Source organism: Streptomyces griseus (assembly GCF_001715295.1).
Lineage (GTDB): Bacteria > Actinomycetota > Actinomycetes > Streptomycetales > Streptomycetaceae > Streptomyces > Streptomyces griseus_G.
In genome coordinates this window covers 564,360-589,525 of sequence record NZ_MDKB01000001.1, presented here as the reverse complement: position 1 = coordinate 589,525, position 25,166 = coordinate 564,360, and the positions used below count along the sequence as shown (strand labels likewise).

The window sequence follows — 25,166 nt, the reverse complement described above, 5'->3', positions numbered from 1 at the left end:
CCCCCACCGCCTGACCGGCGGGGCGAGCGCCCCCGCCACCGGACCCCGCTCCCCGACCCGGCCTGATCCGCACGAGAGGCCCGCCATGACCACCACCACCGAGCAGTTCTCGTCGGCCACGACCCTGCTGCGCTTCGCCACCGCAGGATCCGTCGACGACGGCAAGTCCACCCTCGTCGGGCGCCTCCTGCACGACTCCAAGTCGGTCCTCACCGACCAGCTGGAAGCCGTCGAGCACGCCTCCCGCAACCGGGGCCAGGAGACGCCCGACCTGGCGCTGCTGACCGACGGACTGCGCGCCGAGCGGGAGCAGGGCATCACCATCGACGTGGCGTACCGCTACTTCGCCACCCCGCGACGCCGGTTCATCCTGGCCGACACCCCCGGACACGTGCAGTACACCCGGAACATGGTCACCGGTGCCTCCACGGCGGAGCTGGCCGTCGTCCTCGTCGACGCCCGCAACGGCGTCGTCGAACAGACCCGCCGGCACGCCGCCGTGGCCGCGCTCCTGCGGGTCCCGCACGTCGTCCTCGCCGTCAACAAGATGGACCTGGTGGAGTACGCGGAGCCGGTGTTCGCGGCGATCGCCGAGGAGTTCACCGCGTACGCCGCCTCCCTCGGAGTCCCGGAGATCACCGCCGTCCCGATCTCGGCGCTGGCCGGTGACAACGTCGTGGACCCGTCCGCGAACATGGACTGGTACGGCGGCCCGACGGTGCTGGAGCACCTGGAGACCGTGCCGGTCAGCCACGACCTGACCGAGTGCCCGGCCCGCTTCCCCGTCCAGTACGTCATCCGCCCGCAGACCGCCGAGCACCCCGACTACCGCGGCTACGCGGGACAGATCGCCTCCGGGGTGCTGCGCGTCGGCGAGCCCGTCACCGTGCTGCCCTCGGGCCGTACGTCGACGATCGCCGGGATCGACGCCCTCGGCGAGAGCGTCGCTGTCGCCTGGGCGCCGCAGTCGGTGACCCTGCGGCTCACCGACGACCTGGACATCTCCCGCGGCGACCTGATCGCTCCGGGCGCCGACGCCCCGCGGACCACCCAGGACGTCGAGGCGACCGTCTGCCACGTGGCCGACCGGCCGCTCACCGTGGGGCAGCGGGTGCTCCTCAAGCACACGACCCGCACGGTCAAGGCGATCGTCAAGGACATACCCTCCCGGCTCACGCTGGACGACCTCTCCCAGCACCCGGCACCCGGCCGGCTCGTCGCCAACGACATCGGCCGGCTCGTGGTGCGTACCGCCGAGCCGCTCGCGCTCGACGACTACGCGGCCTCGCGGCGCACGGGCTCCTTCCTCCTGATCGACCCCGCGGACGGCACGACGCTGACGGCCGGCATGGCGGGCGCCTCGTTCGCCGCGGCCGCCGACGGCACCGGCAACGCCGGCGCGACCGAGGACGCGGAGTGGGACTTCTGATGCGTACGGACTTCTTCGCCACCTTCGCGCAGGAGGGCGGCCGGGTCGGCAGCGGCGCCCTCACGTGGGGCTGCCCCCTGGTCGAGCGAAGCCGACAGCTCGGGGGAGGACTGGGCGGGGTCGGACGATGTGCGTGATGACGTACGCGCACTGCCTGCGCGCCCGACCGCACCACCCGTTCCGACGAAGACCTGCCGCCCACCCGGCCACGAGCCCCCGTCCCAGGGGGTCGTGAACACCGGGCCGACGAGAGGAAAGCCTCCCGTGCATGCCCCCCGTACCCGCCTTCGCCGCAGCCTCACCGCTGCCGCGTTCCTGCCCCTGCTCGCCGTCGCGCTCACCGCGTGCGGTTACGGGTCCCAGGCGAAGGACGACGACACCGAGAGCGTCTCCGCCGGCGGGAGGACACTGTCCTCGGACACCGTGAGGATCGGGTACTTCCCGAACCTCACGCACGCCACCGCCCTGGTCGGCATCCAGGAGGGCATCATCGCCGAGGAGCTGGGCGGCACCACGGTCAAGCCCTCGACGTTCAACGCCGGGCCCTCCGAGATCGAGGCGCTCAACGCGGGTTCGATCGACATCGGCTTCATCGGCCCCTCCCCGTCGATCAACGGTTACGCGAAGTCCGAGGGCCAGAGCCTGCGCATCATCGGCGGTTCGGCGTCGGGTGGCGTGAAGCTCGTCGTCGACCCGAAGAAGATCAGGACGGTCGACGACCTCAAGGGGAAGAAGATCGCCACCCCGCAGCTCGGGAACACCCAGGACGTGGCGTTCCTCAACTGGATCTCCCGGAAGGGCTGGAAGGTCGACGCCCAGAGCGGCAAGGGCGACGTCTCCGTGGTCCGTTCGGACAACAAGGTGACCCCGGACGCCTTCAAGGCGGGTGCGCTGGACGGCGCCTGGGTCCCGGAGCCGACCGCCTCCAAGCTGGTCGCCGAGGGGGGCAAGGTCCTGCTCGACGAGTCGACGCTGTGGCCCGACGGCCAGTTCGTCATCACGAACATCATCGTGTCGCAGAAGTTCCTCTCCGCGCACCCGGACGTCGTGGACGCGGTGCTGCGCGGCACCGTGAACACCAACAAGTGGATCAACGCCCACCCGGACGAGGCGAAGGCCTCGGCCAACACCGCGCTGGAGAAGCTGAACGGCAAGGCCCTGCCCGCCGAAGTCCTCGACCCGGCGTGGAAGTCCCTCCGCGTCACGGACGACCCGCTGGCCGCCACGCTCCGGGCGCAGGCGGACCACGCGGTGGAGGCGGGGCTGCTGGAGAAGCCCGACCTCGCGGGCATCTACGATCTGAGGCCGCTGAACAAGATCCTCAAGGCGGCAGGGCAGCCCGAGGTCGCCGACGCCGGCCTCGGCGTCAAGTAGCCCACCCGACCCGCACCCAGGATTCCTGACGATTTCCAGGAGGTGACGACCATGGCGACCACCACCCTCACCGAGGCCGAGGACCGTGCAGCGGTCGAGCACGCCGCCCGCATCACGCACGTCTCCAAGTCCTTCGCCGGGCCCACCGGACAGCAACTGGTCCTGGACGACATCACGCTCGATGTCGCTCCCGGCGAGTTCGTCACCCTCCTGGGAGCCTCCGGGTGCGGCAAGTCGACGCTCCTCAACCTGGTGGCCGGGCTCGACCGCCCCACCGCGGGGACCATCGAGACCCCCGGCGGGCGGCCGGCCCTGATGTTCCAGGAGCACGCCCTCTTCCCGTGGCTGACCGCGGGCAAGAACATCGAACTGGCCCTGCGCATGCGCGGGGTGCCCAAGGCGGAACGCCGCCCGGAGGCGGAGCGGCTGCTCGAACTCGTACGTCTCGGCGGGGCGTACGGGAAGCGGGTGCACGAACTCTCGGGCGGGATGCGCCAGCGCGTGGCGATGGCCCGCGCGCTCGCCCAGGACAGCCGGCTCCTGCTGATGGACGAGCCGTTCGCGGCGCTCGACGCCATCACGCGCGACGTCCTGCACGACGAACTGACCCGCATCTGGAACGAGACGAACGCCTCGGTGCTCTTCGTCACCCACAACGTGCGCGAGGCGGTGCGGCTCGCGCAGCGGGTCGTCCTGCTGTCCTCGCGGCCCGGCCGGATCGCCCAGGAGTGGACGGTCGGCATCGAGCAGCCGCGCCGCATCGAGGACACCGCCGTGGCGGAGCTGTCCGTCGAGATCACCGAACAACTGCGTGGGGAGATCCGCCGCCATGGCCAGCACTGACACGAAGGCCGACGACCTGGCGGGCCTCGAAGCGGGTCTGGACGCGCTCGACGCCGTCCAGGTCCGCCGGACGCCGGCGCGCGAGATCCTGACCCGGAAGGTCCTGCCGCCGGTCACCGCCGTCGTCCTGGTCGTCCTCGTCTGGCAGCTGCTGGTCTGGGCGGAGGTCACCGACGACTACAAGCTGCCGCCGCCGGCCGCGGTCTGGCGCAGCCTCACGGACATGTGGCTGCAGGGCACGCTGCTCGAGGTCGTCTGGACCAGTGTGTCGCGCGGCCTGCTCGGCTTCCTGATGGCCGTCGCCATCGGCACGCCCCTGGGTCTGCTGGTGGCGCGGGTGAAGGTGGTCCGGGCGGCGATCGGCCCGATCCTGTCCGGGCTGCAGTCCCTGCCGTCCGTGGCGTGGGTGGCGCCGGCCATCATCTGGCTGGGGCTCGACGACAGGACCATGTACGCGGTGATCCTGCTCGGCGCGGTCCCCTCCGTCGCCAACGGGCTGGTCTCGGGCGTCGACCAGGTGCCGCCGCTGTACCTGCGTGCCGGCCGCACCCTCGGGGCCACGGGGCTGCGCGGGACGATCCACATCGTCCTGCCGGCGTCGCTGCCCGGGTACCTGGCGGGCCTCAAGCAGGGCTGGGCGTTCTCCTGGCGCTCGCTCATGGCGGCCGAGATCATCGCCTCCTCGCCCGACCTGGGCCTGGGGCTCGGCCAGTTGCTGGAGAACGGCCGGAACAACTTCGACATGCCGGGGATCTTCCTGGCGATCCTGCTCATCCTGTTCGTCGGCATCGCCATCGATCTGCTGATCTTCAGTCCGCTGGAGCGGCGGGTGCTGCGCAGCCGCGGCCTCCTCGTCGGGAACTGAGACGCCGTGACCCGCCACGTCCTCGTCGTCGCCCACGGCAGCCGCGACCCCCGGCACGCAGCGACCGTGCACGCCCTCACCGCGCGGCTACGATCGCTGCGCCCCGGGCTGCGTGTGGAAGCGGGGTTCCTCGAGTTCGACGCCCCGTCGGTTCCCGGGGTCCTGGAACGCCTGGCCGCCGAGGGGGCGGACGAGGTCGTCGCACTACCGCTGCTGCTCACCCGGGCCTTCCACGCCACGTCGGACATCCCCTCGGTGCTGCGGGAGGCGCGGGCCCGGCTGCCGGAGCTGCGGATCCGGCAGGCAGACGTACTCGGCCCCTCCCCGCTCCTGAACGCGGCACTGGAGCGGCGGCTGTACGAGGCGGGTCTCACACCCTCAGACAAGGGCTCGACCGGCCTGGTCCTGGCCGCGGCGGGCTCCACGGACCCGGAGGCGATCGCAGTGATCGCTGACATCGCGCGGGAGCTGCGGCACACCGGTTGGTGCGCCGTGCGGCCTGCGTTCGCCTCCGCGGTGTCTCCCGGCGGCCTCCCCCGCACCGCCGACGTGGCACGGGCCCTGCGCGCCGAGGGCGTGCACCGGGTGGCGGTCGCCCCCTACGTCATCGCGCCGGGCCGTCTCCCCGACCGGATCGCGGCGGGCGCCGCGGAGGCCGGTGCCGACGTCCTGGCCGGGGTGCTGGGCCCGTCCTCCGAGCTGGCCCGGCTTCTGGCGGTCCGGTACGACGAGGCGTGCGCCGTGGCGCAGTGGCCGGCCTCGCTGAGCGCGTGAGCCGGCCGGTCCCCCGGGGCCGGCCCGTCGGTCGCCGCCGAGTTTCCGGCGCGGGTACGCCCGCGCTCGAACACGTCCGGCGGCCCGGTCACCCTCCGGTGGCCGGCCGCCGGAGGCCCGTCCCGCTCCTTCCCCGCGCGGCACGGACCGCGGGACGGAGCCCCCGGCCGGGGCCGGCCGTTCCCCCGTCCTTGCGGACGACGTGGGGCCGTGCGGATCACGTGCCCGGTGTCCTGCCGGTGGCGCGGAACTCCGTGAACCCGTCGGAGGTGTCGGCGTTCGGCGGATGCGCGTCATCACCGCACGCTCTCCGGTGCCACCCAGGTCGGGGACGTCCGGTGCGGCGGCGAGGTGGGCGGCAGGTCCGGTGCTCCGGGGACGGGGACACGGAAACGGGCCGCGCTCGGGGAGCGCGGCCCGCCGTCGGGCCCGGTGGCCCGTGACGCCTGTTCCTAGAAGACGCTCACCCCGTAGGCGCTCAGCGCCTCGGTGACGGGCTGGAAGAACGTGGTGCCACCGCTGGAGCAGTTGCCGCTGCCGCCCGAGGTCAGGCCCAGCGCCGTGCTGCCCGCGAAGAGGGGGCCGCCGCTGTCACCGGGCTCGGCGCAGACGTTGGTCTGGATCAGGCCGTAGACGATGTCGCCACCGCCGTAGTTCACCGTCGCGTTGAGACCGGTGACCGTACCGCCGTGCACGCCGGTCGTGGAACCGCTGCGCTTCACCGACTGGCCGACCGAGGGGTTACCGGCCGAGGTGATGTCCTGGTAGCTGCCGTTGTAGAGGGAGACCCGGCCGTCCGCGTTGGCGGAGTTGGAGTGCCGGATGAGGCCGTAGTCGTTGCCGGGGAAGCTGCTGCCTGCCCGGGTGCCGAGGGTGCTGGTCTGTCCGGAGTTGGTGTACCAGGTGCTGCCGATCTCGGTGCAGTGGCCGGCGGTCAGCGCGTAGTAGGTGGTGCCGCTGCGGACGTTGAAGCCGAGGGAGCAGCGGCCGCCGCCCGCGTAGATGGCCTGGCCACCCGCGATGAGCTTGTTGAAGGTGCCCGGGGTGCGGTTGACGTCGACCTTGGCGCCGGAGTCGGTGACCGACTTCTTGATCGTAGCGACCTCGGCGGCGGAGACCGTGCTGTCCACGGTCACGACGACCTTGCCGGTGCTCGCGTCGGTGTACCAGGCGGTACCCGCGATGTCGGCACCGCGAACGGCGGAGCTGGCACTCGCCAGTTCGGCCTTCGTCACGGTGGAGTCGGGTGCGGCCTGCGCGACCGCGGTCGGTGCCGCAAGCGCGACGGCGGTGACCAGACCGGAGGTCGCGGCGATGAGCCGTGCACGTCTGGAGAGGGAGCCGAGGGGGGCGAAGCGCTTGAAGGTCACAAGTTCCTCCATGAAGGGGGTGTGACGACCCGCTGGGTGGGCGGGCCGCGGGTGCGGCCGTCCCCGGCCAGTGGTACTGGTCGTGGACCTGCCAACCGCACGACGTGAATCCTTGACTCCGCTTGGCCTGCTGACAAGGTCGCCTTCCGGACCGGCGAAAGCGGACGGAAGGTGAACTCCGGCGGGCGGCCGGGCGGCCCCCGGATGTCGGCCTCCACCCAGCGGACGCACGGCGGTCGCACGTTGCAGCAAATCGCGAAGAGGGGGCAGGAACAGGCCCGCTCCCCCCGGACGTCGCGACCACACATGCCCGGCCGGCGTCCCGCGAGGTCGGCCCGGCTTCCCGGGGCGCCGGTGCGGGAGGCCGTGACGAACCGTCCGCTCGGTCGCTTTACCACCGAAATGCCCGACCGCCGCACCTGGCCGGAATCATTCCCTCCGGCAGGAACCGGCCGCTTCCCGAGACCGGATCGGGCCGGGGCGGCGTTCTTGCGGCCATGCCCCTGCCTGTGCTGAGCGAGCCCGTCGGTACGGGACGGCCCGCACGGGCGGACGTGGACAGGGTGGCCTCGCGCGGGGCGGGAGGGGTGGACGGACACCGGCCCGGGGTGCGGCCTCACGACCTGTCGGGGCCGGCGGCCGGGGCTCGGTCAGACCTCGGCGAACGGATCGTCGATGAACGGGGTGGCCTGGTGGAAGTAGAGCAGCCAGTCGCTCCCCGTGAGCCGCCACAGCGAACTGCGGTGCGAGCGCAGGCCCCTGGACTCCGTGTCGAAGGTCAGATGGACCAGATCCGGGGCGAGCTGCTCGCCCCGCATCCGGGACGCGGTCAACGGGCCGGGGCGGGGTGTGCCGGGGGCGGGCGCGGTGAGCGCGGCGATGATCGTGTCCCGTTCCCAGAGCCTGCCGCTCGTGCCGATCTCGCGGAAGCCGGGGTGGAGCATGGCCGACAGCGTCTGCGCCGATGCCCTCACCACCGGGTCCAGGAGGCGGAGCTCGCCCTCGATGGCTGCGGCCACGGCGGGCGATCCCTCAGCCACGCGTCATCTCCACGAGCTTCGCGACGGTGTTCCAGTTGCGGCTGGTGGCCACCAGGCCGCGCGTGAGGGCGGGGCGCCCCAGGGCTTCGGCCAGCTTCGAGCGACCCAGCCCTTCCGGGGCATACAGATAGAGCACACGTTCGCCGAGGCGGAACTCCTCGGGGCGGAAGGCGGCCGGGTCGAGCGCGGCGAAGCGGGCGGCGTCGACGGGCCGGTCGAAGAAGGTGGCGTGCAGCTGCCTGCCCTCGAGTTCGGCGGCCGGGAACGGGCAGGCGCCGGCGACGGCCGCCAGGTAGGCACCCGGGCGCACCAGGCAGTCGACCGGGAACCCGAACCGCGCCTCGATCGCCCGCTCCAACTCGGCGCGCAGCGCGTCCTCGTCCTCCGACGCGCTGGTGAACACGGCGTTCCCGCTCTGCAGGTGGGTGGCCACGTCGCCGTGCCCCAGATCCGCGAGCAGCGTCCGGAGTTCCGCCATGGGGACTCTCCGGTGACCGCTGACATTGATCCCGCGCAGCAGCGCCGCGTACATCGTGCTCATGACCCCACCCTAAGGGCTGCTCCGTACTCCCTGAGGATCAGCACGCGCCGTGGGATGCGGGCGCCTCGCACAGCGGATGCGCGTCCGCACACGGGAGGCGTCAGGGCACTCCGACGACGCGGCGAGGTGCCGCCGGGCGGCAGCGCGCCCCGGACGCCGGGCACGAGCCGGACCGCGGCCTGTCGGCCGAGGACTTCTTCAGCGGGCGGCGTCCCCGGAGCAGCAGGGGAGGACGGTCCGCTCCGGGCGCCCGCGTCGGCGGCACGTGCCGTCGTGCGACCGCCGGGGAGGCCCGTCAGCGATCTGGGGGACGGTCACGGCCGCCGCGCCCCGTGGGGGAGGGCGCGGCGGCCGGCACCAGCGCCGTCCCACCCTCCCCGGCAGGCGCGCGACGACGGCTACGACACCGCGCACGTCACCGGAACGTCCACCCGATCCGGTGTGCGGACGCCCGTCCGCCGTGCGGTGTACCGCGTCCCACGCCGCGCGCCGATCCACCGGGAGGCGGGGCCGGCCGCCGGCCCTATTCGACGATCTTGAGCAGTTTGTTGGCGGTGCCTGCGGTCGCGTTGGAGATCGCGTCCGGGGTGGCCCCGTGCGTGAGCGCCGTGGCGACCTGCTCAGGGGTGGCGTCCGGGTGCCCGCCGAGGTACACGGCTGCGGCACCGACGACGTGGGGGGTCGCCATGGACGTACCGGAGATGGTGTTCGTACCGTCGTCGCTGTCGTTCCAGTCCGACGTGATGTCCGAGCCCGGGGCGTAGAGGTCCACGACCGAACCGTAGTTGGAGAACGACGACTGCTCGTCGTCCACCGTCGACGAGGCGACCGTGATGGCCTCGGGGACCCGGGAGGGCGAACCCCCGCCCGCGTCGCTCGACTCGTTGCCCGCGGCGACCGCGAAGGTGACGCCGGACGAGATCGCCTTCTGGACCGCGGCGTCCAGGGCGGGGTCCGCGCCCCCGCCGAGGCTCATGTTGGCGACGGAGGGGCCCTTGTGGTTGGCGGTGACCCAGTCGATGCCGGCGACGACCTGCTCGGTGGTACCGGAACCGGCGTCGTCCAGGACGCGAACGGCGACGATCTCCGCCTTCTTCGCCACGCCGTGGGCCGCGCCGGCGATGGTGCCGGCCACGTGGGTGCCGTGCCCGTTGCCGTCGTCGGCGTCCTCGTCGTTGTCCACGGCGTCGAAGCCCGAGGTGGCCCGGCCCTCGAAGTCGCTGTGGGTCACCCGTACGCCCGTGTCGATGACGTACGCCGTGACGCCCTCGCCCGCGGCGTCCGGGTAGGTGTACGCCTTGTCACCCGCGGTCGCGGTCTGGTCGATCCGGTCCAGGCCCCAGGAGGGCGGGTTGTCCTGGGTGGCGGTGATGTGGAACTTCTTGTTCTGGACGACCTTGGAGACGGCGGGGTCGGCCGCGAGCCTCCCGGCCTCGGTCGGCGTCAGCCCGCCGGCCGAGAAGCCGTTGATCGCCGAGTTGTAGCTGCGCGAGAGCTTGCCGCCGTACTCCTTCGCGAGCTTCGACTTGTCCGCCTTCTTGTCCAGCATCACGATGTAGCTGCCGGACACGGCGGTGGCGGCGTCGGCTCCGTAGACGGTGCCCATCGCGGGAGCCGGAGCGGCTCCGGCGAACGGGGTGCCCAGGATGCCGACACCTGCCGCGGCGGCGACCGCGGTTATCGCTGCTGTCAGCCTGACTCGGCGTGCACGCTTGTGAATTGCCATGAAGAGGGGTCTCCTCGTCATTCTTTGTGGGGGGATTGGCCCTCGGCCGGAAGATCTCCGGGGGCTGCTTCGAAACCCTGCTCGATTGACGCGCCCAGATCAAGAACTTCATGCAGCCGTCACGCAGTTACCAGATCTTCGTCACAGGAAACCGGCTCACTCGCGGCCGGACCGGGACGAAGAGAGCGAAGACCCCCATTCCCCACCTGGGACGCCAGCGGGTCGCACCGCTCCGCCGGGGGCTCCCACCCCGTCTCCTCACGACCACCCGCCCCTCTTCCGGACGGGTGAACTTCGCTGCCGCCGGGACCCACCGGCCCGCTCCCTGCCGCTGCGCCGCGAAGCGAGGTGCGCCGACGCGACGCGTCGATGACGCACCATCACCCCCGGACTCGGTCCCGCCGCCCTCTCCGGCCGCCCCGGCAGACCACCCGCGCCACCGTCCCGCCTTGCCACCCCGTCCCCGCCGGGAGCCTGCCCGCTCGGTCCGGTCAGCTTCAGCTACGTACGCCTGCGCGAGCTCCGCGACGGCCGCCGGCACGAGGTCGGCCGCCGCACGCCCACCGACGCCTCCGAGCACCACGTGAGGATCACGGTGCAGGGCGACCGCACCCTCGTCGTCGTGGACGGGCGGGCGCGGATCGAACGGACGTCGGCGCGCGCGACCGGCGGGGACGCGAGCGGCGGCATCGCTTTGAGCGTGCGCAACGGTGGCTCGGGAGGCCGGCCCCGCTTCACCTCCCTGCCGCTGCGCCCGCGGCCCGACGGCGGCGAAGACAGGGGGCAGGGCGGCGGGCCGCGGTTCACCGGGGCAGTTCGGCCTCGATGAGGTCGGCCGCCCGCCGCGTGCCACCCTCCCGCGCCATCCGCTCCCGGACGGCGGCCAGCCGGGCCGCGACCTCGGGGTCGTCCACCAGGGCCAGGACGGCGGCCCGCAGGGAGGCGGCGTCCGCCTCGTCCTTGGGCAGGTGCCTCGCCACTCCGAGTGACTGGAGCATGTCCGCGTTGCCGAACTGGTCCACGGCCTGCGGGACCGCGACCATCGGCGTACCCGTGGCGAGGCCCTCCTGGCTGCCGCCCGCGCCGGCATGGGTGACGAAGGCGTCGGCCTGCTTCAGCACGGACAGCTGGGGCACCCAGGCGTGCGTCTCGACGGTGTCCGGTACGTCTCCGAGTTCGGCCGGGTCGACATGGGCACCGATCTGGAGCACGACGTGCCAGCCCGGGAGATCGCCGAAGGCCCGGACGCACTCGCGGTAGAACGCCGGTTCGTCGGTGAAGGACGAGCCGAGCGAAACCAGCAGCACCTTCTGCGCACCGGCGGGACGCTCCCACTCCCCCTGGTCGGCGCGGTCCCCCTGGCAGGCGCCGACGAAGGTGTACACGCTGCGGTCGACCCGGTCGGCGTGCGGCTGGAGCGCTTCGGGGACGAGGACGACGGCGCGGCGGGGGCGGGAGACGAAGGCGTCCGGCTCCATCCCGCCGAGGCCGTTCTCCGCGAGCCACGCGGCGAAGCGCGCGTAGTACGCCGCGCCCCGCTCGGTCCGCCTCAGCTCGGCGGCCATCGGCGCGCCGATCTCCTCCTCGTACCCCTCCCACGGGACGAGGTTGGGCCAGAGCGAGACGGCGGGGACACCCCAGCGGTGGGCGAGGAGGCGAGCCGGGTAGGAGGTGATGTCGTGCAGGACGAGGTCCGGCTCGTCGCCCCGGAACGCGGCGGCGAGCTGGGGGAGCGCCTGGATCCCGTCCTCCAGGAAGGGCTCGAGGTTGTCGACGAGTTCGGTGCCCCACTCCTGCGGACTGTCCTCGGTGGGCAGGACGGACGTGTAGATCACCGGCTCCGCCCCCGTCGCGGCGACCTTCTCGGCGAACGGGGCCGGGATGGCGTAGCTGACGCGGTGTCCGCGGGAGACGAGTTCCCGGATCACTTCGAGACTCGGGTTCACGTGCCCGTGGGCGGCGATGGAGAACATGGCGATATGGGCGTGCGGTGTATGGGGCATGGCACCCACGCTATGCAAGACGAGACGTCTCGTCCACTCTCTTTTCGGCGCGCACCCCCCGGCCCTTACCGCCTCGAGGAGTCATGACGCCGGCTCACACCATGGATCGGACCCCTTCGGGTCGTCCCGCACCGGCCGGAGGATCGGCGCGCGGCCCCGGATGGGGGGCCTCGCACGGCGGAGGGATCTCCGCCTACGGGAGGGATGCGGACGTTCCGACCACGCGCGAGGCGCCGCAGCCGTCGTCGCGTGCATCGCGGGACACCCCTGTGGACCCGCCCTGTCACTTTCCTCCCTGTTCGGCCCGTTCGTACGGCCGCTCCCTCGGGCCGGCACGTGGTCCGTTCACCGAGGTGGCCTGCACGGATGCGAAAATCGGGCCATGGACGAGATGCGCGCACGCGAGGTACTGACCGCCGCCGGGCTGCCCGGCGGCGCCGAGCTGCTCGCACTGGGCGAGAACGCGGTGTTCTCCGCCGGCGATCTGGTGGTCAAGGTCGGGAGGGACGCCACGGCGCACCCGGAACTGGCGGAGCGGGCCGAACGCGAGGTCGCCGTCGCCCGGTGGCTCGACGCCTCGGGCGTGCCGGCCGTACGGGCCGCCGAACCGGTGGCCCTGCTGGTCGAGGGACACCCGGTGACCCTGTGGCACCGGCTCCCCGAGGCGGTACGCCCTCCCGAACCGCGCGACCTGGCCCCGCTGCTCTCCCTCGTCCACGCGCTGCCCGCCCCCGAGGGACTCGTCCTGCCGCGCCGCGAACTCCTCGGCGGGGTGGAACGCTGGCTGCGGCTCGCGGGCGACGCCATCGATCCGGCCGACGCCGACTACCTGCGTGGCCGGCGCGACGGCTTCGCCAAGGCCGCCGCCGCCCTGACGCCGCGTCTCACACCCGGTCCGATCCACGGGGACGCGCTCCCCCGCAACGTCCACATCGGTCCGGACGGGCCGGTCCTGATGGATCTGGAGACCTTCTCGGCCGATCTGCGCGAGCACGATCTGGTGGTGCTCGCCCTCTCCCGCGACCGGTACGGCCTGTCCGCCGAGGCGTACGACGCCTTCACCGCGGCGTACGGCTGGGACGTGCGGGAGTGGGAAGGCTGCGCCGTGCTGCGTGGAGCGCGCGAGACCGCCAGCTGCGCCTGGGTCTCCCAGCACGCCCCGGCCAACCCGAAGGCCCTGGCCGAGTTCCGCCGCAGGGTGGCGTCCCTGCGCGAGGACGACCCCGAGGTCCGGTGGTACCCGTTCTGAGGGGCGGCCGTCAGGGGAGCTGCGCCGGGGCAGGCTCGCGCAGCGGCCAGCGGGCGTCGATCACCGCGTCGGCCGTACCCTTGCGGCGCAGGAACGACTGGAAGTCGGCAGCCCACTCCGCGTACCACCCGATCTGACGCTCGTGCAGCTCGGCGGCGGTGAGGGCGGCGACCGAACCGTGCCGCTCGGCTATCGCGTACGCCACGCGCACGGCGGCCAGCGCGTCGGCGGCCGCCTCGTGGGCGCCGCCGTGCACCACGCCGTACTCGACACAAACCGCCTCCAGAGTGCGCTTGCCCCTGCGGTAACGGTCGACGGCCCGGTCGATGGTGTACGGGTCGATGACGGGGCCGATGCCCGGCCGGCCCAGCCGCTCGCTCAGGGACGGCAGTCCGTGGCGCCGCAACTCCGCGGAGAGCAGAGTCAGATCGAAGGCCGCGTTGTAGGCGACGACCGGTACGTCCTCGCGCCAGTACTCCACCAGCGTGTCGGCGATCTCGTCCGCGACCTCGCGGACCGGGCGGCCCTCCGCCGCGGCCCGCTCGCTGCTGATGCCGTGGATCGCCGAGGCCTGCGCGGGGATCAGGATGCCCGGATCCGCCAGCCAGGTTCCGCACCGGACCGGCTCGCCCGCCCGGCTCTCCACCGCCACGACCGCGGCGGTGACGATCCGGGCCTCCAGCGGTTCCGTGCCCGTCGTCTCCAGGTCGAAGCCGACCAGACGCTCCTGGTGCCAGCTCATCCCGTACCTCCTCCTTGGTGCTCTCCCCCATGTGGTGACCACCTTCGCACGGGCCACTGACAACGCAGGAGGGGGCGTCAGGAGACGGGCCGGGAGTCCGTCCACACCGACTCGAACTCCTCGCGGTAGGTCTCGAAGAGGCCGTGCTCGCTGTCCTGGCCCGCCCGGACCACGGACCGCCCGCCGCCGCGCAGCACCAGGACGGGCGCCTCCATGCCGCGTGCGCGCCGCAGGTAAGGCTGCACGACCCCCACCGCGTCCGGGCCGTCACCGTCCACCAGGTAGGCCGTGAAGCGCGGCGTCTCGTCGAACACCTGGATCTGGAAGGCGCCCGGGTCGCGGAGCCGGGAGCGGACCCGGCGCATGTGCAGGATGTTCATCTCCACGGAGCGGCTGAGTTCGCCCTTCTTGAGGCCGAGTTCCCGTTCCCGGCGCTTGACCGCGCTGCTCGCCGGGTTGATGAACAGCAGCCGGACCCGGCAGCCGGACTCGGCGAGACGGACGAGCCGCCGGCCCGAGAAGTTCTGGGTCAGCAGGTTGAGCCCTATGCCGATCGCGTCCAGCCGGCGCGCGCCGCCGAACAGGTCCTCGGCGGGCAGCTGGCGCTGGAGGCGCACCCGGTCGGAGTGGACGGAGACCACGTCGGCGTACCGGTCGCCCACCAGCTCCTCCACGGCGTCCACCGGCAGCCGGTCGGCGGACGGCACGGCGGCCCCGCTGCCCAGGATCTCCAGGAGCCGCGCGGAGGCCCGCTCGGCCTGGGCCAGGACCGCCTCGTTCAGCGCGCGGTTGCGGGAGACGACGTTGCGCGCCACCTCCAGCTCGTCGAGTGCGAGCTCCACCTCGCGGCGGTCGTCGAAGTACGGCTCGAAGCAGGCCCAGTGCTGGACCATCAGCTCCCGCAGCTGCGGGAGCGTGAGGAAGCTGAGGACGTTGTCGTCGGCCGGGTCGAGCAGATAGCCCTTGCGGCGCGAGACCTCCCGCACCGCGACGGCCCGCTGCACCCACTCCTGTCCGGCGGGACCCGCGGCGGCCACCACCCAGTCCTCGCCGTGCACCGGTTCGTAGATCGGCCGGACCACGGCGGAGACCACGGCCCGCAACCGCTGCTCGACGAGATTCAGCCAAATGTAGGCCCGGCCGGCACGCTGGGCCCGGGTGCGCACCTCGTTCCAGGCGTCCGCTCCCCAGTCCAGTTCCGCGCCGATCTCCAGGGGCTGCGCGAGGGAGACCGCCCCCGGCGGGGCATCGGTCGACTCCCCCTCGTGACCTGCGTCACCTGGGGGCAGCTCGAACCCTCCCGAGCTCACCCGCGCACCGCCTTCCACTCCCCCACCAACGATCAAGGAAGGGTACTCCGGGACCGGGATCCCATGCAGCAGGATGCACAGGCTCCTCACTCAACTCCCCTCATGTCCCTGCCCGTTCTCAGCGGTGAGATCAGGGGGAGTGAGCCGATTCATAGCGTTTGGGCACCCCGGGGGGCGCCCGCACGGCGGACGGCCGGGCGTGCCGCCGCGGCGCACATCCTCCGGGCGACACGAAAGTGTCCGAAGTTGACCGGCCCGGCGCAATCACGGCCGACGGGACCCGACCGCACCGGCGGACGTCCTAGGTGCGCGCACATCTTTCGGGGAGTATCGGGGCAAGAACCCTCCAACACCCGGATCAGAAATGGAAGAGTCCTATCTATGCAGGTCTGGCCGGGACAGGCGTATCCCCTCGGTGCCACGTACGACGGCGCCGGCACCAACTTCGCGGTCTTCTCGGAGGCCGCAGACCGGATCGAGTTGTGCCTGCTGCACGACGACGGTTCAGAAACGGCGGTGGAGCTCCGCGAGACCGACGCCTTCGTCCGTCACGCGTACCTGCCCGGAGTGATGCCGGGACAGCGCTACGGCTTCCGGGTGCACGGCCCGTACGAGCCGCAGCGCGGGCAGCGGTGCAATTCGGCGAAGCTGCTCCTGGATCCGTACGCGCGCGCGATCTCCGGGCGGATCGAGTGGGGCGAGGCGGTGTACGGCTACCCCTTCGGCCGGCCCGACGCGCGCAACGACCTGGACTCGGCACCGCACATGATGAGCTCGGTCGTGGTCAATCCGTACTTCGACTGGGGCGACGACCGCCCACCCCGTACGGACTACCACCGCACCGTGATCTACGAGGCCCATGTGAAGGGCCTGACGATGCTCCATCCGGCGCTGCCCGAGGAACTGCGCGGTACGTACGCCGGCCTCGCCCATCCGGAGATCATCGCCCATCTGACGGAGCTGGGCGTCACGGCGATCGAGTTGATGCCGGTGCACCAGTTCGTCCAGGACCACCGGCTGGCCGACGCGGGTCTCGCCAACTACTGGGGCTACAACACCATCGGCTTCTTCGCCCCGCACAACGCCTACGCCTCCTGGGGCGACCGCGGGGAACAGGTGCTCGAGTTCAAGCAGGCCGTACGGGCGCTGCACCGGGCGGGCATCGAGGTGATCCTCGACGTCGTCTACAACCACACGGCGGAGGGCAACCATCTGGGGCCGACGCTCTCGTTCCGGGGCCTGGACAACGCCTCCTACTACCGGCTGGCCGAGGATCCGCAGTACTACATGGACACGACGGGCACCGGGAACTCCCTGCTCATGCGGTCCCCGCACGTGCTCCAGCTCATCATGGACTCTCTGCGGTACTGGGTGACCGAGATGCACGTGGACGGCTTCCGTTTCGACCTGGCGGCCACCCTCGCACGCCAGTTCCACGAGGTGGACCGGCTGTCGTCCTTCTTCGACCTGGTGCAGCAGGACCCGGTGGTGAGCCAGGTGAAACTGATCGCCGAGCCGTGGGACGTGGGCGAGGGCGGATATCAGGTGGGGAACTTCCCGCCACTGTGGACCGAGTGGAACGGCAAGTACCGCGACACCGTGCGGGACCTGTGGCGGGGCGAGCCCCGCACGCTCGCGGAGTTCGCGGGCCGGCTCACCGGGTCCTCCGACCTCTACCAGGACGACGGCCGGCGCCCGCTGGCCTCCATCAACTTCACCACCTGCCACGACGGCTTCACCCTGCACGACCTCGTCTCGTACAACGACAAGCACAACGAGGCCAACGGCGAGGGCAACCGGGACGGCGAGAGCCACAACCGCTCGTGGAACTGCGGCGCGGAGGGGGAGACCGAGGACAAGGAGGTGCTGGAGCTGCGCAGCCGTCAGATGCGCAATTTCATCGCCACCCTGATGCTCTCCCAGGGCGTTCCCATGCTGAGCCACGGTGACGAGTTCGCCCGCACGCAGCGCGGCAACAACAACGCCTACTGCCAGGACAACGAGCTCTCGTGGGTGCACTGGCCCGACCCGGCCGCCGCCCGCGCGCCGAAGGGCGAGGGCTCCGAGGCCGCCGGCGCCCCGGGCACGGACACGAGCCTGCTCGAGTTCACCCGGTCCATGGTCTGGCTGCGCCGGGACCACCCGGTCTTCCGGCGCAGGCGGTTCTTCCACGGCCGGCCCGTGGAGGGCACCCACGACGAGCTGTCGGACATCGCGTGGTTCACGCCTCGGGGCGAGGAGATGACCCAGCGGGACTGGCAGGCCGCCCACGCCAAGGCGATGACGGTCTTCCTGAACGGTCACGCGATCTCGGAGCCGGGACCGCGCGGCGAGCGGATCGCCGACGACTCGTTCCTGCTGATGTTCAACGCGGGCGCCGACTCCCTGGAGTTCACCGTGCCCGTGCACCACGGGAAGCGGTGGCAGGTCGTCGTGGACACGGCGGTCCCGGACGGGGTCCCCCCGGGCGCGGGCCCGAAGGTCTCCGCGGGCGAGCGGGTGACGCTCCTGGGGCGGAGTCTGACGGTGCTCAAGCGCCCGGCGTAAGGGCTGTCCCGCACTTCCCGGTGGATCGGCGTGCGGCGTCGGATGCGGGGCATCGCACGGCGGAGGGACGTCCGCGTACCGGATGTACGGGGACGTCCCGACAACGCGGCGAGGTGCCGCAGCTGTCGTCGCGCGCCCGCCGGGAACAGCGGGACAGCCCGTAGGCCGGACGGGTCACCGGGACGGCCGGGAGGCCGCCGGTGGGGCCCTGGTGGGGCGTCATGTGACACAGAAGCCGTCAGGCTGGGTACGTAGGTGTCCATGACGCCCACCGCCACGTACCGGCTGCAGCTCCAACCGGACTTCCCTTTCGCGGCCGCCGCGGACGCCGTGCCGTACATCGCCACGCTCGGCGTCTCCCATCTGCACCTGTCCCCCGTCCTGGAGGCCGTGCCCGGCTCCGGTCACGGCTACGACGTCGTCGACCACGGCCGGGTGCGGGCCGAGCTCGGCGGTGAGGAGGGGCTGCGGCGGCTGGCCGCCACGGCCCGCGCGCACGGCCTCGGACTGATCCTGGACATCGTGCCCAACCACATGGCGACCGCGCCCCGCCACAACCGGCCGCTGTGGGAGGTGCTGCGCGAGGGGCGCGCGTCCCCTTACGCCCACTGGTTCGACATCGACTGGGAGGCGGGCGGCGGGAAGATCCTGATGCCGGTCCTCGCCGGGCGGATCGGTGAGGAGAGCGGCAGCATCGAGGTGGCCGAACGGGACGACGGCACGCCCGTCCTCCGCTACGGGGAGCAGGAGTTCCCCCTCCGCGAGGGAACGGCCGGCCTCCCGCTGCGGGAGCTGCTGGCCGCCCAGCACTACCGGCTCGGCTGGTGGCGTCTGGCCCGCACCGAGCTGAACTACCGCAGGTTCTTCACGATCTCCGACCTCATCGGGGTCCGGGTGGAGCTCCCCGACGTCTTCGCCGCCACCCACGGCACGATCCTGCGGCTGGTCCGGGAGGGAGTCGTCGACGGACTGCGCGTCGACCACCCGGACGGCCTGGCCGAACCCGCCGCGTACCTGGAGCGGCTCGCCGAGGCCACCGAGGGACGGTGGACGGTGGTGGAGAAGATCCTGACCGGCTCCGAGGTGCTCCCCGCCGGCTGGGCCGTCGCCGGGACCACCGGGTACGACGCGCTGCACCGGGTCGACGGCGTCTTCACGGATCCGATGGGCAGCGCCGACCTGCTCGGCCGCTACCGGGACTTCGCGGGACCGCCCGGGGACCGCGGCGGCTACTGGACGGCCACCGTCCGGCGCGCCGCCTACCGCGTGGTCACCCACGACCTCGCCGCCGAGACGGAGTGGCTCACCCGCCTCGCCGCGCGGGTCTGCGCCGTGGACCCCGACCTGCGCGACCACGCCCCGTGGGCGCTGCACACGGCGGTGCGCGAGTTGCTCGTGCGCGTCCCGGTCTACCGCCCGTACGTCACGGCGGGCGGACCCCTCACGGAGACCGCGGAGGCGACGCTGCCGCCCGACGCGGTCCGGGACGCCAAGGCGGTGTTCGCCGTCCCCCAGGAGGCGGAGGCGGTCGACGTGGTGCGGGGGCTGGCGCTGGGCCGGCTCGGGGACGGACCGGACCACGCGGCGTTCTGTACCCGGTTCGCGCAGACGGCGTCCGCGCTGCACGCCAAGTCGGTGGAGGACACGGCCTTCTACCGCTACGTACCGCTGATCTCGGCGACCGAAGTCGGCGGCGACCCCGGCAGGCCGGCGGTGAGCCCGCAGGAGTTCCACTCCTTCTGCACACGGCTGGCCCGGGACTGGCCGGCCACCGGCACGGTGCTGACCACGCACGACACCAAGCGCAGCGGTGACGTACGGGCCCGGATCGCGGTCCTGTCCGAGTGCCCCGAACGGTGGTCCTCGCTGGTGGCGCAGCTGACCCGGTCGACGGCCGTGGCAGCCCCGGACCCGCAGCTGGCGTGGCAGGCCTGGCAGTCCGCGTACGGCTGCGCCGGTCTGCCCGCAGGGGAGATGGCGGGCCGGCTGGTGCCCGCCCTGCTGAAGTCCGTCCGGGAGGCCGGTCTGTTCACCAGCTGGACGGAGCCCGATCCGGGGTACGAGCGTGCGGTGAGCGACTTCGTGGCGGCGGGCCCGGGCAGCGACGCGGGCGAGGCGCGGGACGTACTGACCCGGTTCGCGGACACGCTCGCCCCCTTCGTCCGGGCCAACGTGCTGGGCGCCGCGCTGGTGCACCTGACGATGCCGGGCGTGCCCGACCTGTACCAGGGCACGGAGCGGGAGTACACCGCCCTGGTCGACCCGGACAACCGGCGGCCCTTCACCCGGCCGGACGGGGGGAGGGACGAGAAGGCGGAGATCACCGCCGCCGCACTGCGCCTCCGCCGGGAGCGCCGGGACCTCTTCGGCGAGTCGGGTACGTACGCCCCGCTCGCGGCGCGGGGCCCGGCGGCCTCCCACTGCCTGGCGTTCTCCCGGTCCGGCGAAGCGGTCACCGCGGTGACCCGGCTGTCGCTGCGCCTCGCCGAGGAGGGCGGCTGGCGCGACACGGCACTGGCGCTGCCGGACGAGGGCCCGTGGCGCGACGAGCTCGCTCCGGGCCGGGAGTTCACGGGCGCCACGGTCGCGCTCGCCGACCTGTTCGCGGAACGTCCCGTGGCCCTGCTCACGAAGGCGGCGCTGAAGGGCTCCGGCTGAGGAGCCTGTCTGCCGCCGCCTCCTCCTCATTCCGTGCGGTGGAGCAGGAATCCGAGCAGCACCTCGATCTCGGCCACGGGCCCCGGGGCGAGGGGGACGCTCCGCAGACAGGCGCGGGCGGCGTCGAGGTGGCGGCGGGCCTCGTCCAGGGTGGCGGTGCGGCCGCCCGCCGCCTCGACGAGCGCTGCCGCGCGGACCGCGCCGGTGTCGTCGAGGGGAAGCGGGGAGTTCAGGAGGGCCGCGAGCTCCTGGGCGGCGCGGCCCTCACCGGCGAGGGCGGCCAGCACCGGGTAGGTCTTCTTCCGCTGCCGCAGGTCGCTGTGGACGGGCTTACCGGTCACCGCCGGGTCGCCCCAGATGCCGAGCAGGTCGTCGACGGCCTGGAAGGCCACCCCGAGGTGGCGCCCGGTCCGGTCGAGCGCGGTGACGGTCGCGGCCGGCGCCCCGCCCAGCAGGCCGCCGAGCGCCGCGGCGCAGCCCAGCAGGGTGCCGGTCTTGAGCTCCGCCATGGTCCGGTACTCGTCGGGGCCGACGGCTTCGGGCCCCGTCCAGGGGCGCGCCGCGAACAGCAGGTCGTCCGCCTGGCCGTGCACCAGGCCGCCCAGCGTCTGCGACAGGCGGCGCACGGCCGCTGCGGTGTGCGGCCCGGGGGCCTCGGCGAGGGTCTGGACCGCGAGGGCGAAGAGTGCGTCCCCGGCCAGTACGGCGGCTCCGGTGCCGTACGCCTTCCACACGGTCTCCCGCTGCCGCCGGGTTCCGTCGCCGTCCATGATGTCGTCGTGGACGAGGGTGAAGGCGTGGGTCAGTTCGACGGCGACCGCGCCGGCGACGGCGCTCTGTCCTGGTGCCCCGGCCGCCTCCGCGCACAGTACGGCGAGGGCCTGGCGTACGCCCTTGCCCTCGGAGGCCCCGTCGGCCGGTGCTCCGTCGGCCCGTGCGGCGCCGGCCGTGCTCCGGCCGAGGGCGAAGGAGGCCATCTCGTGGGGCCAGGGGTGGAGCCGTGCGAGCGCGGTGGAGAGGGCGGGCCGTACGAGGTCGCGGCAGCGGGCGAGTACCCGGGGGGCGGTCCCGGCCGGGGCGACGGTGGGGGAGGTCATCGCGCCGCCTCCTCCTCGGTGCCGCCGTCCCCGTCGGGCAGGGCTCCCACGCCCAGTTCGGCCGCCGCCTTGTCGACCATGTCCCGGGCGTGCCGCAGACCGATCCGGTCCAGCGTCCGGCGCAGTCGGGCCAGTTCCGCGGCGGTCTCCACCGGGTTCCGCCCGAGCCGGGCCAGTGACTTGGCGAGCCCCAGCCGGGCCAACGCGGTTCCCCTGGGTTCGTTCATCTCCCGGAACCCGGCCAGCGCCTGCCGGTAGTCGTCCCGGGCCTGCGCGTACAGCCCGGCCCGGTAGTGCACGTTGCCGCGCATCTTCTGGTTGTAGGCCAGTGCGCTGGACAACTTCATCTCGCGGCAGGTCACTTCGGCCTCCGCGAGCAGCTCCAGCGCCCGCTCCACGTCGCCGTCGCGTACGGACAGGACGTCGGCTATCCCGCGCAGGGCCCAGGCCCGTCCGCGCCGGTCGTCGGCTCGGCCGGCGGTTTCGGCCGCCTCCTCGAAGAGGGCGAGCGCACGGTCGTAGTCACCGGTGTTCCGGTGCATCTGCGCTATGCCTTCGAGCGCCCACACCGTGTGCCGGGCCTCTCCGCGCCGGCGTGCCTCGGCGAGCAGTTGTTCGTGCAGTTCACCGACGGCCTGGTAGTCGCCCTGGATGCGGCCCGTCTCGGCGAGCCCGGCGAGGGAGTAGCCGCGCACCACGACGTCGCCACCGCGTTCGCCCAGTTCGGCCGCGAGCCCGAGCAGCCGGTAGGCCAGTGCCAGGGCGCCCCGCTGGCGGGCGAGTGTGCCGCCGCTCCACAGGGCCCAGGCCATCGCCCCGGTGTCCCCCGCCGAGCGTGCGGCGCGGTAACTCGCCTTCCAGGCCGCGTCGGCGTCCGTGATCCGTCCCAGCCGCCGGTAGGCCTCCGCGACGGCGAGGCCGCAGCGTGCCATCTCCCGCTGCTGCCCGGCGGCCTCCGCGGCCCGCAGTTCCTCGACGCCCTTCTCCAGCACCTCGGTGAGGGAGGAGTTCACCGACAGGGCGCCGAGGGCCCCCTGGTATTCGGGGGCGAACGCCTTGTGCTTCGCCGGTTCCCGCTGAGTCACCTGTGTCACCCGTGCCACCTGCCCGCTGTCGCGCCCGCCCGGGAACCGTGGTTCCGGGGGCGGGCGTCGGCCGTCGTCCGTCTCTGATCAAGACGGTACGAGGCGGGGGAGGTTCCACGAATCCGTCTGCGAACGGGTTGCGCGTAGTACTCGAGTGCCACATGGAGCACGGGGAACGGTCATCAGGACGTACGCCGCAGGGACCCCCGGGCGAAGGCGCGGGAGGGCGGAAGGTGCCGGGGCGTCAGGTGCGGTGCCTCAGACGGCCCGGCCGGACCCGGGGGCCGAGAGCCGGAAGGTGATCCGCCCGAAGCTCACCTGGTCGCCGTCGCGCACCGGGACGGAGCCGATGACCCGCCGGCCGTTGACACAGGTGCCGTTCGTCGAGCCGAGGTCGCGCAGGATCCACCGGCTGCCGTGGGCCGTCAGTTCCGCGTGGCGCCGGGACACCGTCTCGTGGCTGAGCCGCAGTCCGTTGCCCGGATCGCGTCCGATGTGCAGCGGGTGCGGTCCCGGTACGGGCAGGAGGAGCTTGGGCAGCCGCTCCGACTGCCAGGCCCTGCGCAGGCGCGCGGGGAAGGCGGAGACGCCGCCCACCGCGCGCAGCAGCCCCCGGGACCAGCGCCCGTCGGTGTCCAGGTCGGCGGTGAGCGCCTCCAGTTCCTCGGCGCGCCGGGCCACCAGGGCGAGTTCCATCCGCCGCAGGAAGGTGTCGTGGGAGAGTCTGCCCTGGGCCGCGCCGTCCCTGAGCACACCGAGGACACGGTCGCGCTGGGCGTCGGACAGCCGCGCGGGATACGTGGAGGACTCGAAGGAGGACGTCACGGTGCCGATTGTCCGTCCGACGGGCCGGGGGTGTCCAGACGCACCCGGGTTTCGGCCTTCCTGACCCGGGAGGCGTCCGGCAAACCCCGTTTTCCGGGCGGGGGTTGCCTGTTCACCTGCTCCCCCCGGCAGGCACCGGAACCGGCGACCGCCGAGGGTGCGGCGGACGTCGCACCCCGGCGACACGCCGACGGCCGCCGTGTCCGCCCGGCCTTTCACCGCATCGTGCGGGAGAGCGCGTGCGCCTGGTGCGAGCGGCGTCAGCCGGTCGCACCGCCCGTGCGCTGGGCCCGGATCACGTCGCGGTACCAGGCGTACGACTCCTTGGGGGTGCGCCGGAGGGTCTCGTAGTCGATGTGGACCAGGCCGAAGCGCTTGCTGGCGCCCTCGGTCCACTCCACGTTGTCGGTCAGTGACCAGGTGAAGTAGCCACGGACGTCGACGCCCGCATCGATGGCCGTCCGCAGGGCGCCCAGGTGCCCTTCCAGGAAGGCGATGCGGCGGCTGTCGGCGACGGGCTCGTCGACCGCGCAGCCGTTCTCCGTGATGTAGACGGGCGGCAGCCGGTCGCCGAAGCGGCCCCGCAGTCCGGCCAGGGTCTCGGCGAGCCCTTGGGGGACGACGGGCCAGCCGAGGTCGGTGGTGTCGTATCCCTCGATCTCCCTTATGCCGAAGGGGAGTTCGGGAGGCATGGTGTATCCGGAGAAGGACCCCGGTGCGCCGGGGCCGGGCGCGCCGACGAGGGTGGGGCTGTAGTAGTTGACCCCGTACCAGTCCAGGGGCGCGGAGATGACCTTGAGGTCGTCCCCGACGGGGCCCGGCATCAGCGCGGCGACGTTCTCGTCGGGGTAGCGGCCGGTGAGGACCGGGTCGGCGAACAGCCAGTTGGTCAGGGTGTCGTACAGCTCGGCGCCGAGGCGGTCCTCCTCGGATTCCCCCGCCGTCCAGACGGGGGTGTGGGAGAGGGCGATGCCGATGTTGTCGGCTCCGGCGGCGCGCAGCGCCCGTACGGCCAGCCCGTGGGCGAGGAGCTGGTGGTGCGCGGCGGGCAGCGCGTCGAAGAGGAGGGTGCGACCGGGCGCGTGCTCGCCGAGCGCGTAGCCGAGGAGCGTGACCTCGGCGGGTTCGTTGATGGTGATCCACATGGGGACCCGGTCGGCGAGGCGTTCGGCGACGATGCCCGCGTACTCCGCGAAGCGGTAGGCGGTGTCCCGGTTGAGCCAGCCTCCGGCCTCGTCCAGCGGGAGCGGGGTGTCCCAGTGGTAGAGGGTCGGGGCCGGGGTGATGCCGTGGGAACAGAGTTCGTCGACGAGCCGGTCGTAGAAGTCCAGCCCGGCCGGGTTGAGCGCACCGCTGCCGCCGGGCACGACGCGGGGCCAGCTGATGGAGAAGCGGAAGGCGTCCGCGCCCAGTCCGGCGAGCAGGGCGACGTCCTCCTTGTAGCGCTCGTGGAAGCCCGTGCCCCGGGTGGTGTCCGTGCCGTCCTTGATGCGGCCGGGCTGAGCGGCGAAGGCGTCCCAGCCGGACGGCCCTTTGCCGTCGGCGTCGTACGCCCCCTCGGTCTGGAAAGCGGAGGCTGAGGCGCCCCACAGGAAGCCGGGCGGGAACGTCGGAACGGTCATCTCGGACTCCAGCAGCCGTAAGAGGGACCTTGGGTGACTGCCCGGCTTCGCTACGTATGAGCGCAA

The 25,166-nt window shown here is 72.8% G+C and carries 20 protein-coding genes; 9 read left to right on the top strand and 11 right to left on the bottom strand.

All coding sequences use genetic code 11. The annotated features are described in order from the left end of the window. The first annotated feature begins 85 nt into the window (after window positions 1-85). The 6 genes from BA175_RS02095 (at window position 86) to BA175_RS02075 (ending at window position 5,285) form a co-directional block, all read left to right on the top strand. Window positions 86-1,429 carry a sulfate adenylyltransferase subunit 1 gene (locus BA175_RS02095; protein ID WP_069169458.1) on the top strand — a complete coding sequence of 448 codons (1,344 nt, stop codon included), beginning with the start codon at window positions 86-88 and terminating at the stop codon, window positions 1,427-1,429. After that, window positions 1,417-1,566 carry a hypothetical protein gene (locus BA175_RS31360; protein WP_079159338.1) on the top strand — a complete coding sequence of 50 codons (150 nt, stop codon included), beginning with the start codon at window positions 1,417-1,419 and terminating at the stop codon, window positions 1,564-1,566. Before BA175_RS02095 ends, BA175_RS31360 begins: the two co-directional genes overlap by 13 nt. 127 nt (window positions 1,567-1,693) lie before the next feature. Then, a complete protein-coding gene (locus tag BA175_RS02090) occupies window positions 1,694-2,803 on the top strand; it encodes an aliphatic sulfonate ABC transporter substrate-binding protein (protein ID WP_069169457.1) in 1,110 nt (369 codons plus the stop codon). 51 nt (window positions 2,804-2,854) lie between these two features. Beyond that, window positions 2,855-3,646, top strand: a complete 792-nt coding sequence (locus BA175_RS02085) for an ABC transporter ATP-binding protein (protein ID WP_069169456.1) — start codon at window positions 2,855-2,857, stop codon at window positions 3,644-3,646. Beyond that, complete coding sequence (locus BA175_RS02080) at window positions 3,633-4,511, top strand: ABC transporter permease (protein ID WP_069169455.1); 879 nt, start codon at window positions 3,633-3,635, stop codon at window positions 4,509-4,511. Before BA175_RS02085 ends, BA175_RS02080 begins: the two co-directional genes overlap by 14 nt. Before the next feature lie 6 nt (window positions 4,512-4,517). Beyond that, entirely contained in the window at window positions 4,518-5,285 is a 768-nt protein-coding gene (locus BA175_RS02075; protein WP_069169454.1) for a sirohydrochlorin chelatase, read from the top strand. Window positions 5,286-5,737: 452 nt separating this feature from the next. Here the strand turns inward: BA175_RS02075 and BA175_RS02070 are convergent, their stop codons facing one another. From BA175_RS02070 to mgt, 5 genes are all read right to left on the bottom strand, one after another. Beyond that, window positions 5,738-6,655, bottom strand: a complete 918-nt coding sequence (locus BA175_RS02070) for a S1 family peptidase (RefSeq protein ID WP_079159337.1) — start codon at window positions 6,653-6,655, stop codon at window positions 5,738-5,740. Window positions 6,656-7,305: 650 nt separating this feature from the next. Further along, a complete protein-coding gene (locus BA175_RS02065; RefSeq protein ID WP_069169452.1) occupies window positions 7,306-7,695 on the bottom strand; it encodes a nuclear transport factor 2 family protein in 390 nt (129 codons plus the stop codon). After that, the gene (locus tag BA175_RS02060; RefSeq protein WP_069169451.1) at window positions 7,688-8,236 is read right to left on the bottom strand and encodes a DUF1697 domain-containing protein; all 549 of its coding nucleotides are present in this window, start codon (window positions 8,234-8,236) and stop codon (window positions 7,688-7,690) included. Before BA175_RS02060 ends, BA175_RS02065 begins: the two co-directional genes overlap by 8 nt. Before the next feature lie 523 nt (window positions 8,237-8,759). Beyond that, a complete protein-coding gene (locus tag BA175_RS02055; RefSeq protein WP_069169450.1) occupies window positions 8,760-9,962 on the bottom strand; it encodes a S8 family peptidase in 1,203 nt (400 codons plus the stop codon). An 803-nt stretch (window positions 9,963-10,765) separates the two neighbouring features. Continuing rightward, window positions 10,766-11,965, bottom strand: coding sequence for a macrolide-inactivating glycosyltransferase (gene mgt / locus BA175_RS02050; protein WP_069169449.1), 1,200 nt, complete (start codon window positions 11,963-11,965; stop codon window positions 10,766-10,768). A 382-nt stretch (window positions 11,966-12,347) separates the two neighbouring features. Between mgt and BA175_RS02045 the strand changes: the two genes are divergently transcribed. After that, on the top strand, window positions 12,348-13,214 hold the full coding sequence (locus BA175_RS02045; protein ID WP_069169448.1) for a phosphotransferase: 867 nt from the start codon (window positions 12,348-12,350) through the stop codon (window positions 13,212-13,214). A gap of 10 nt (window positions 13,215-13,224) precedes the next feature. Here the strand turns inward: BA175_RS02045 and BA175_RS02040 are convergent, their stop codons facing one another. Together BA175_RS02040 and BA175_RS02035 are read right to left on the bottom strand one after the other, a co-directional pair. After that, window positions 13,225-13,956, bottom strand: a complete 732-nt coding sequence (locus tag BA175_RS02040) for a 3'-5' exonuclease (protein ID WP_069169447.1) — start codon at window positions 13,954-13,956, stop codon at window positions 13,225-13,227. A 77-nt stretch (window positions 13,957-14,033) separates the two neighbouring features. Then, entirely contained in the window at window positions 14,034-15,266 is a 1,233-nt protein-coding gene (locus BA175_RS02035) for an SAV2148 family HEPN domain-containing protein (RefSeq protein WP_069169446.1), read from the bottom strand. 381 nt (window positions 15,267-15,647) lie between these two features. Between BA175_RS02035 and glgX the strand changes: the two genes are divergently transcribed. Beyond that, window positions 15,648-17,813: a glycogen debranching protein GlgX gene (glgX, locus tag BA175_RS02030; protein ID WP_069169445.1), complete on the top strand. Its 2,166-nt coding sequence runs from the start codon at window positions 15,648-15,650 to the stop codon at window positions 17,811-17,813. A 261-nt stretch (window positions 17,814-18,074) separates the two neighbouring features. Continuing rightward, window positions 18,075-20,471 carry a malto-oligosyltrehalose synthase gene (gene treY, locus BA175_RS02025; RefSeq protein ID WP_069169444.1) on the top strand — a complete coding sequence of 799 codons (2,397 nt, stop codon included), beginning with the start codon at window positions 18,075-18,077 and terminating at the stop codon, window positions 20,469-20,471. Window positions 20,472-20,497: 26 nt separating this feature from the next. On the opposite strand, the gene BA175_RS02020 is transcribed toward treY, so the two are convergent. The 4 genes from BA175_RS02020 to BA175_RS02005 all read right to left on the bottom strand — a co-directional run bounded on the left by BA175_RS02020 (window position 20,498) and on the right by BA175_RS02005 (window position 25,100). Further along, window positions 20,498-21,568: a polyprenyl synthetase family protein gene (locus BA175_RS02020; RefSeq protein WP_069169443.1), complete on the bottom strand. Its 1,071-nt coding sequence runs from the start codon at window positions 21,566-21,568 to the stop codon at window positions 20,498-20,500. Next, on the bottom strand, window positions 21,565-22,662 hold the full coding sequence (locus BA175_RS02015; protein WP_069169442.1) for a tetratricopeptide repeat protein: 1,098 nt from the start codon (window positions 22,660-22,662) through the stop codon (window positions 21,565-21,567). Before BA175_RS02015 ends, BA175_RS02020 begins: the two co-directional genes overlap by 4 nt. A gap of 249 nt (window positions 22,663-22,911) precedes the next feature. Next, window positions 22,912-23,478: a DUF1707 and FHA domain-containing protein gene (locus tag BA175_RS02010; RefSeq protein ID WP_069169441.1), complete on the bottom strand. Its 567-nt coding sequence runs from the start codon at window positions 23,476-23,478 to the stop codon at window positions 22,912-22,914. 260 nt (window positions 23,479-23,738) lie between these two features. After that, window positions 23,739-25,100 (bottom strand): GH1 family beta-glucosidase, encoded by a 1,362-nt coding sequence (locus BA175_RS02005; protein ID WP_069169440.1) that lies wholly within the window; start codon window positions 25,098-25,100, stop codon window positions 23,739-23,741. Between the last annotated feature and the right edge of the window lie 66 nt (window positions 25,101-25,166).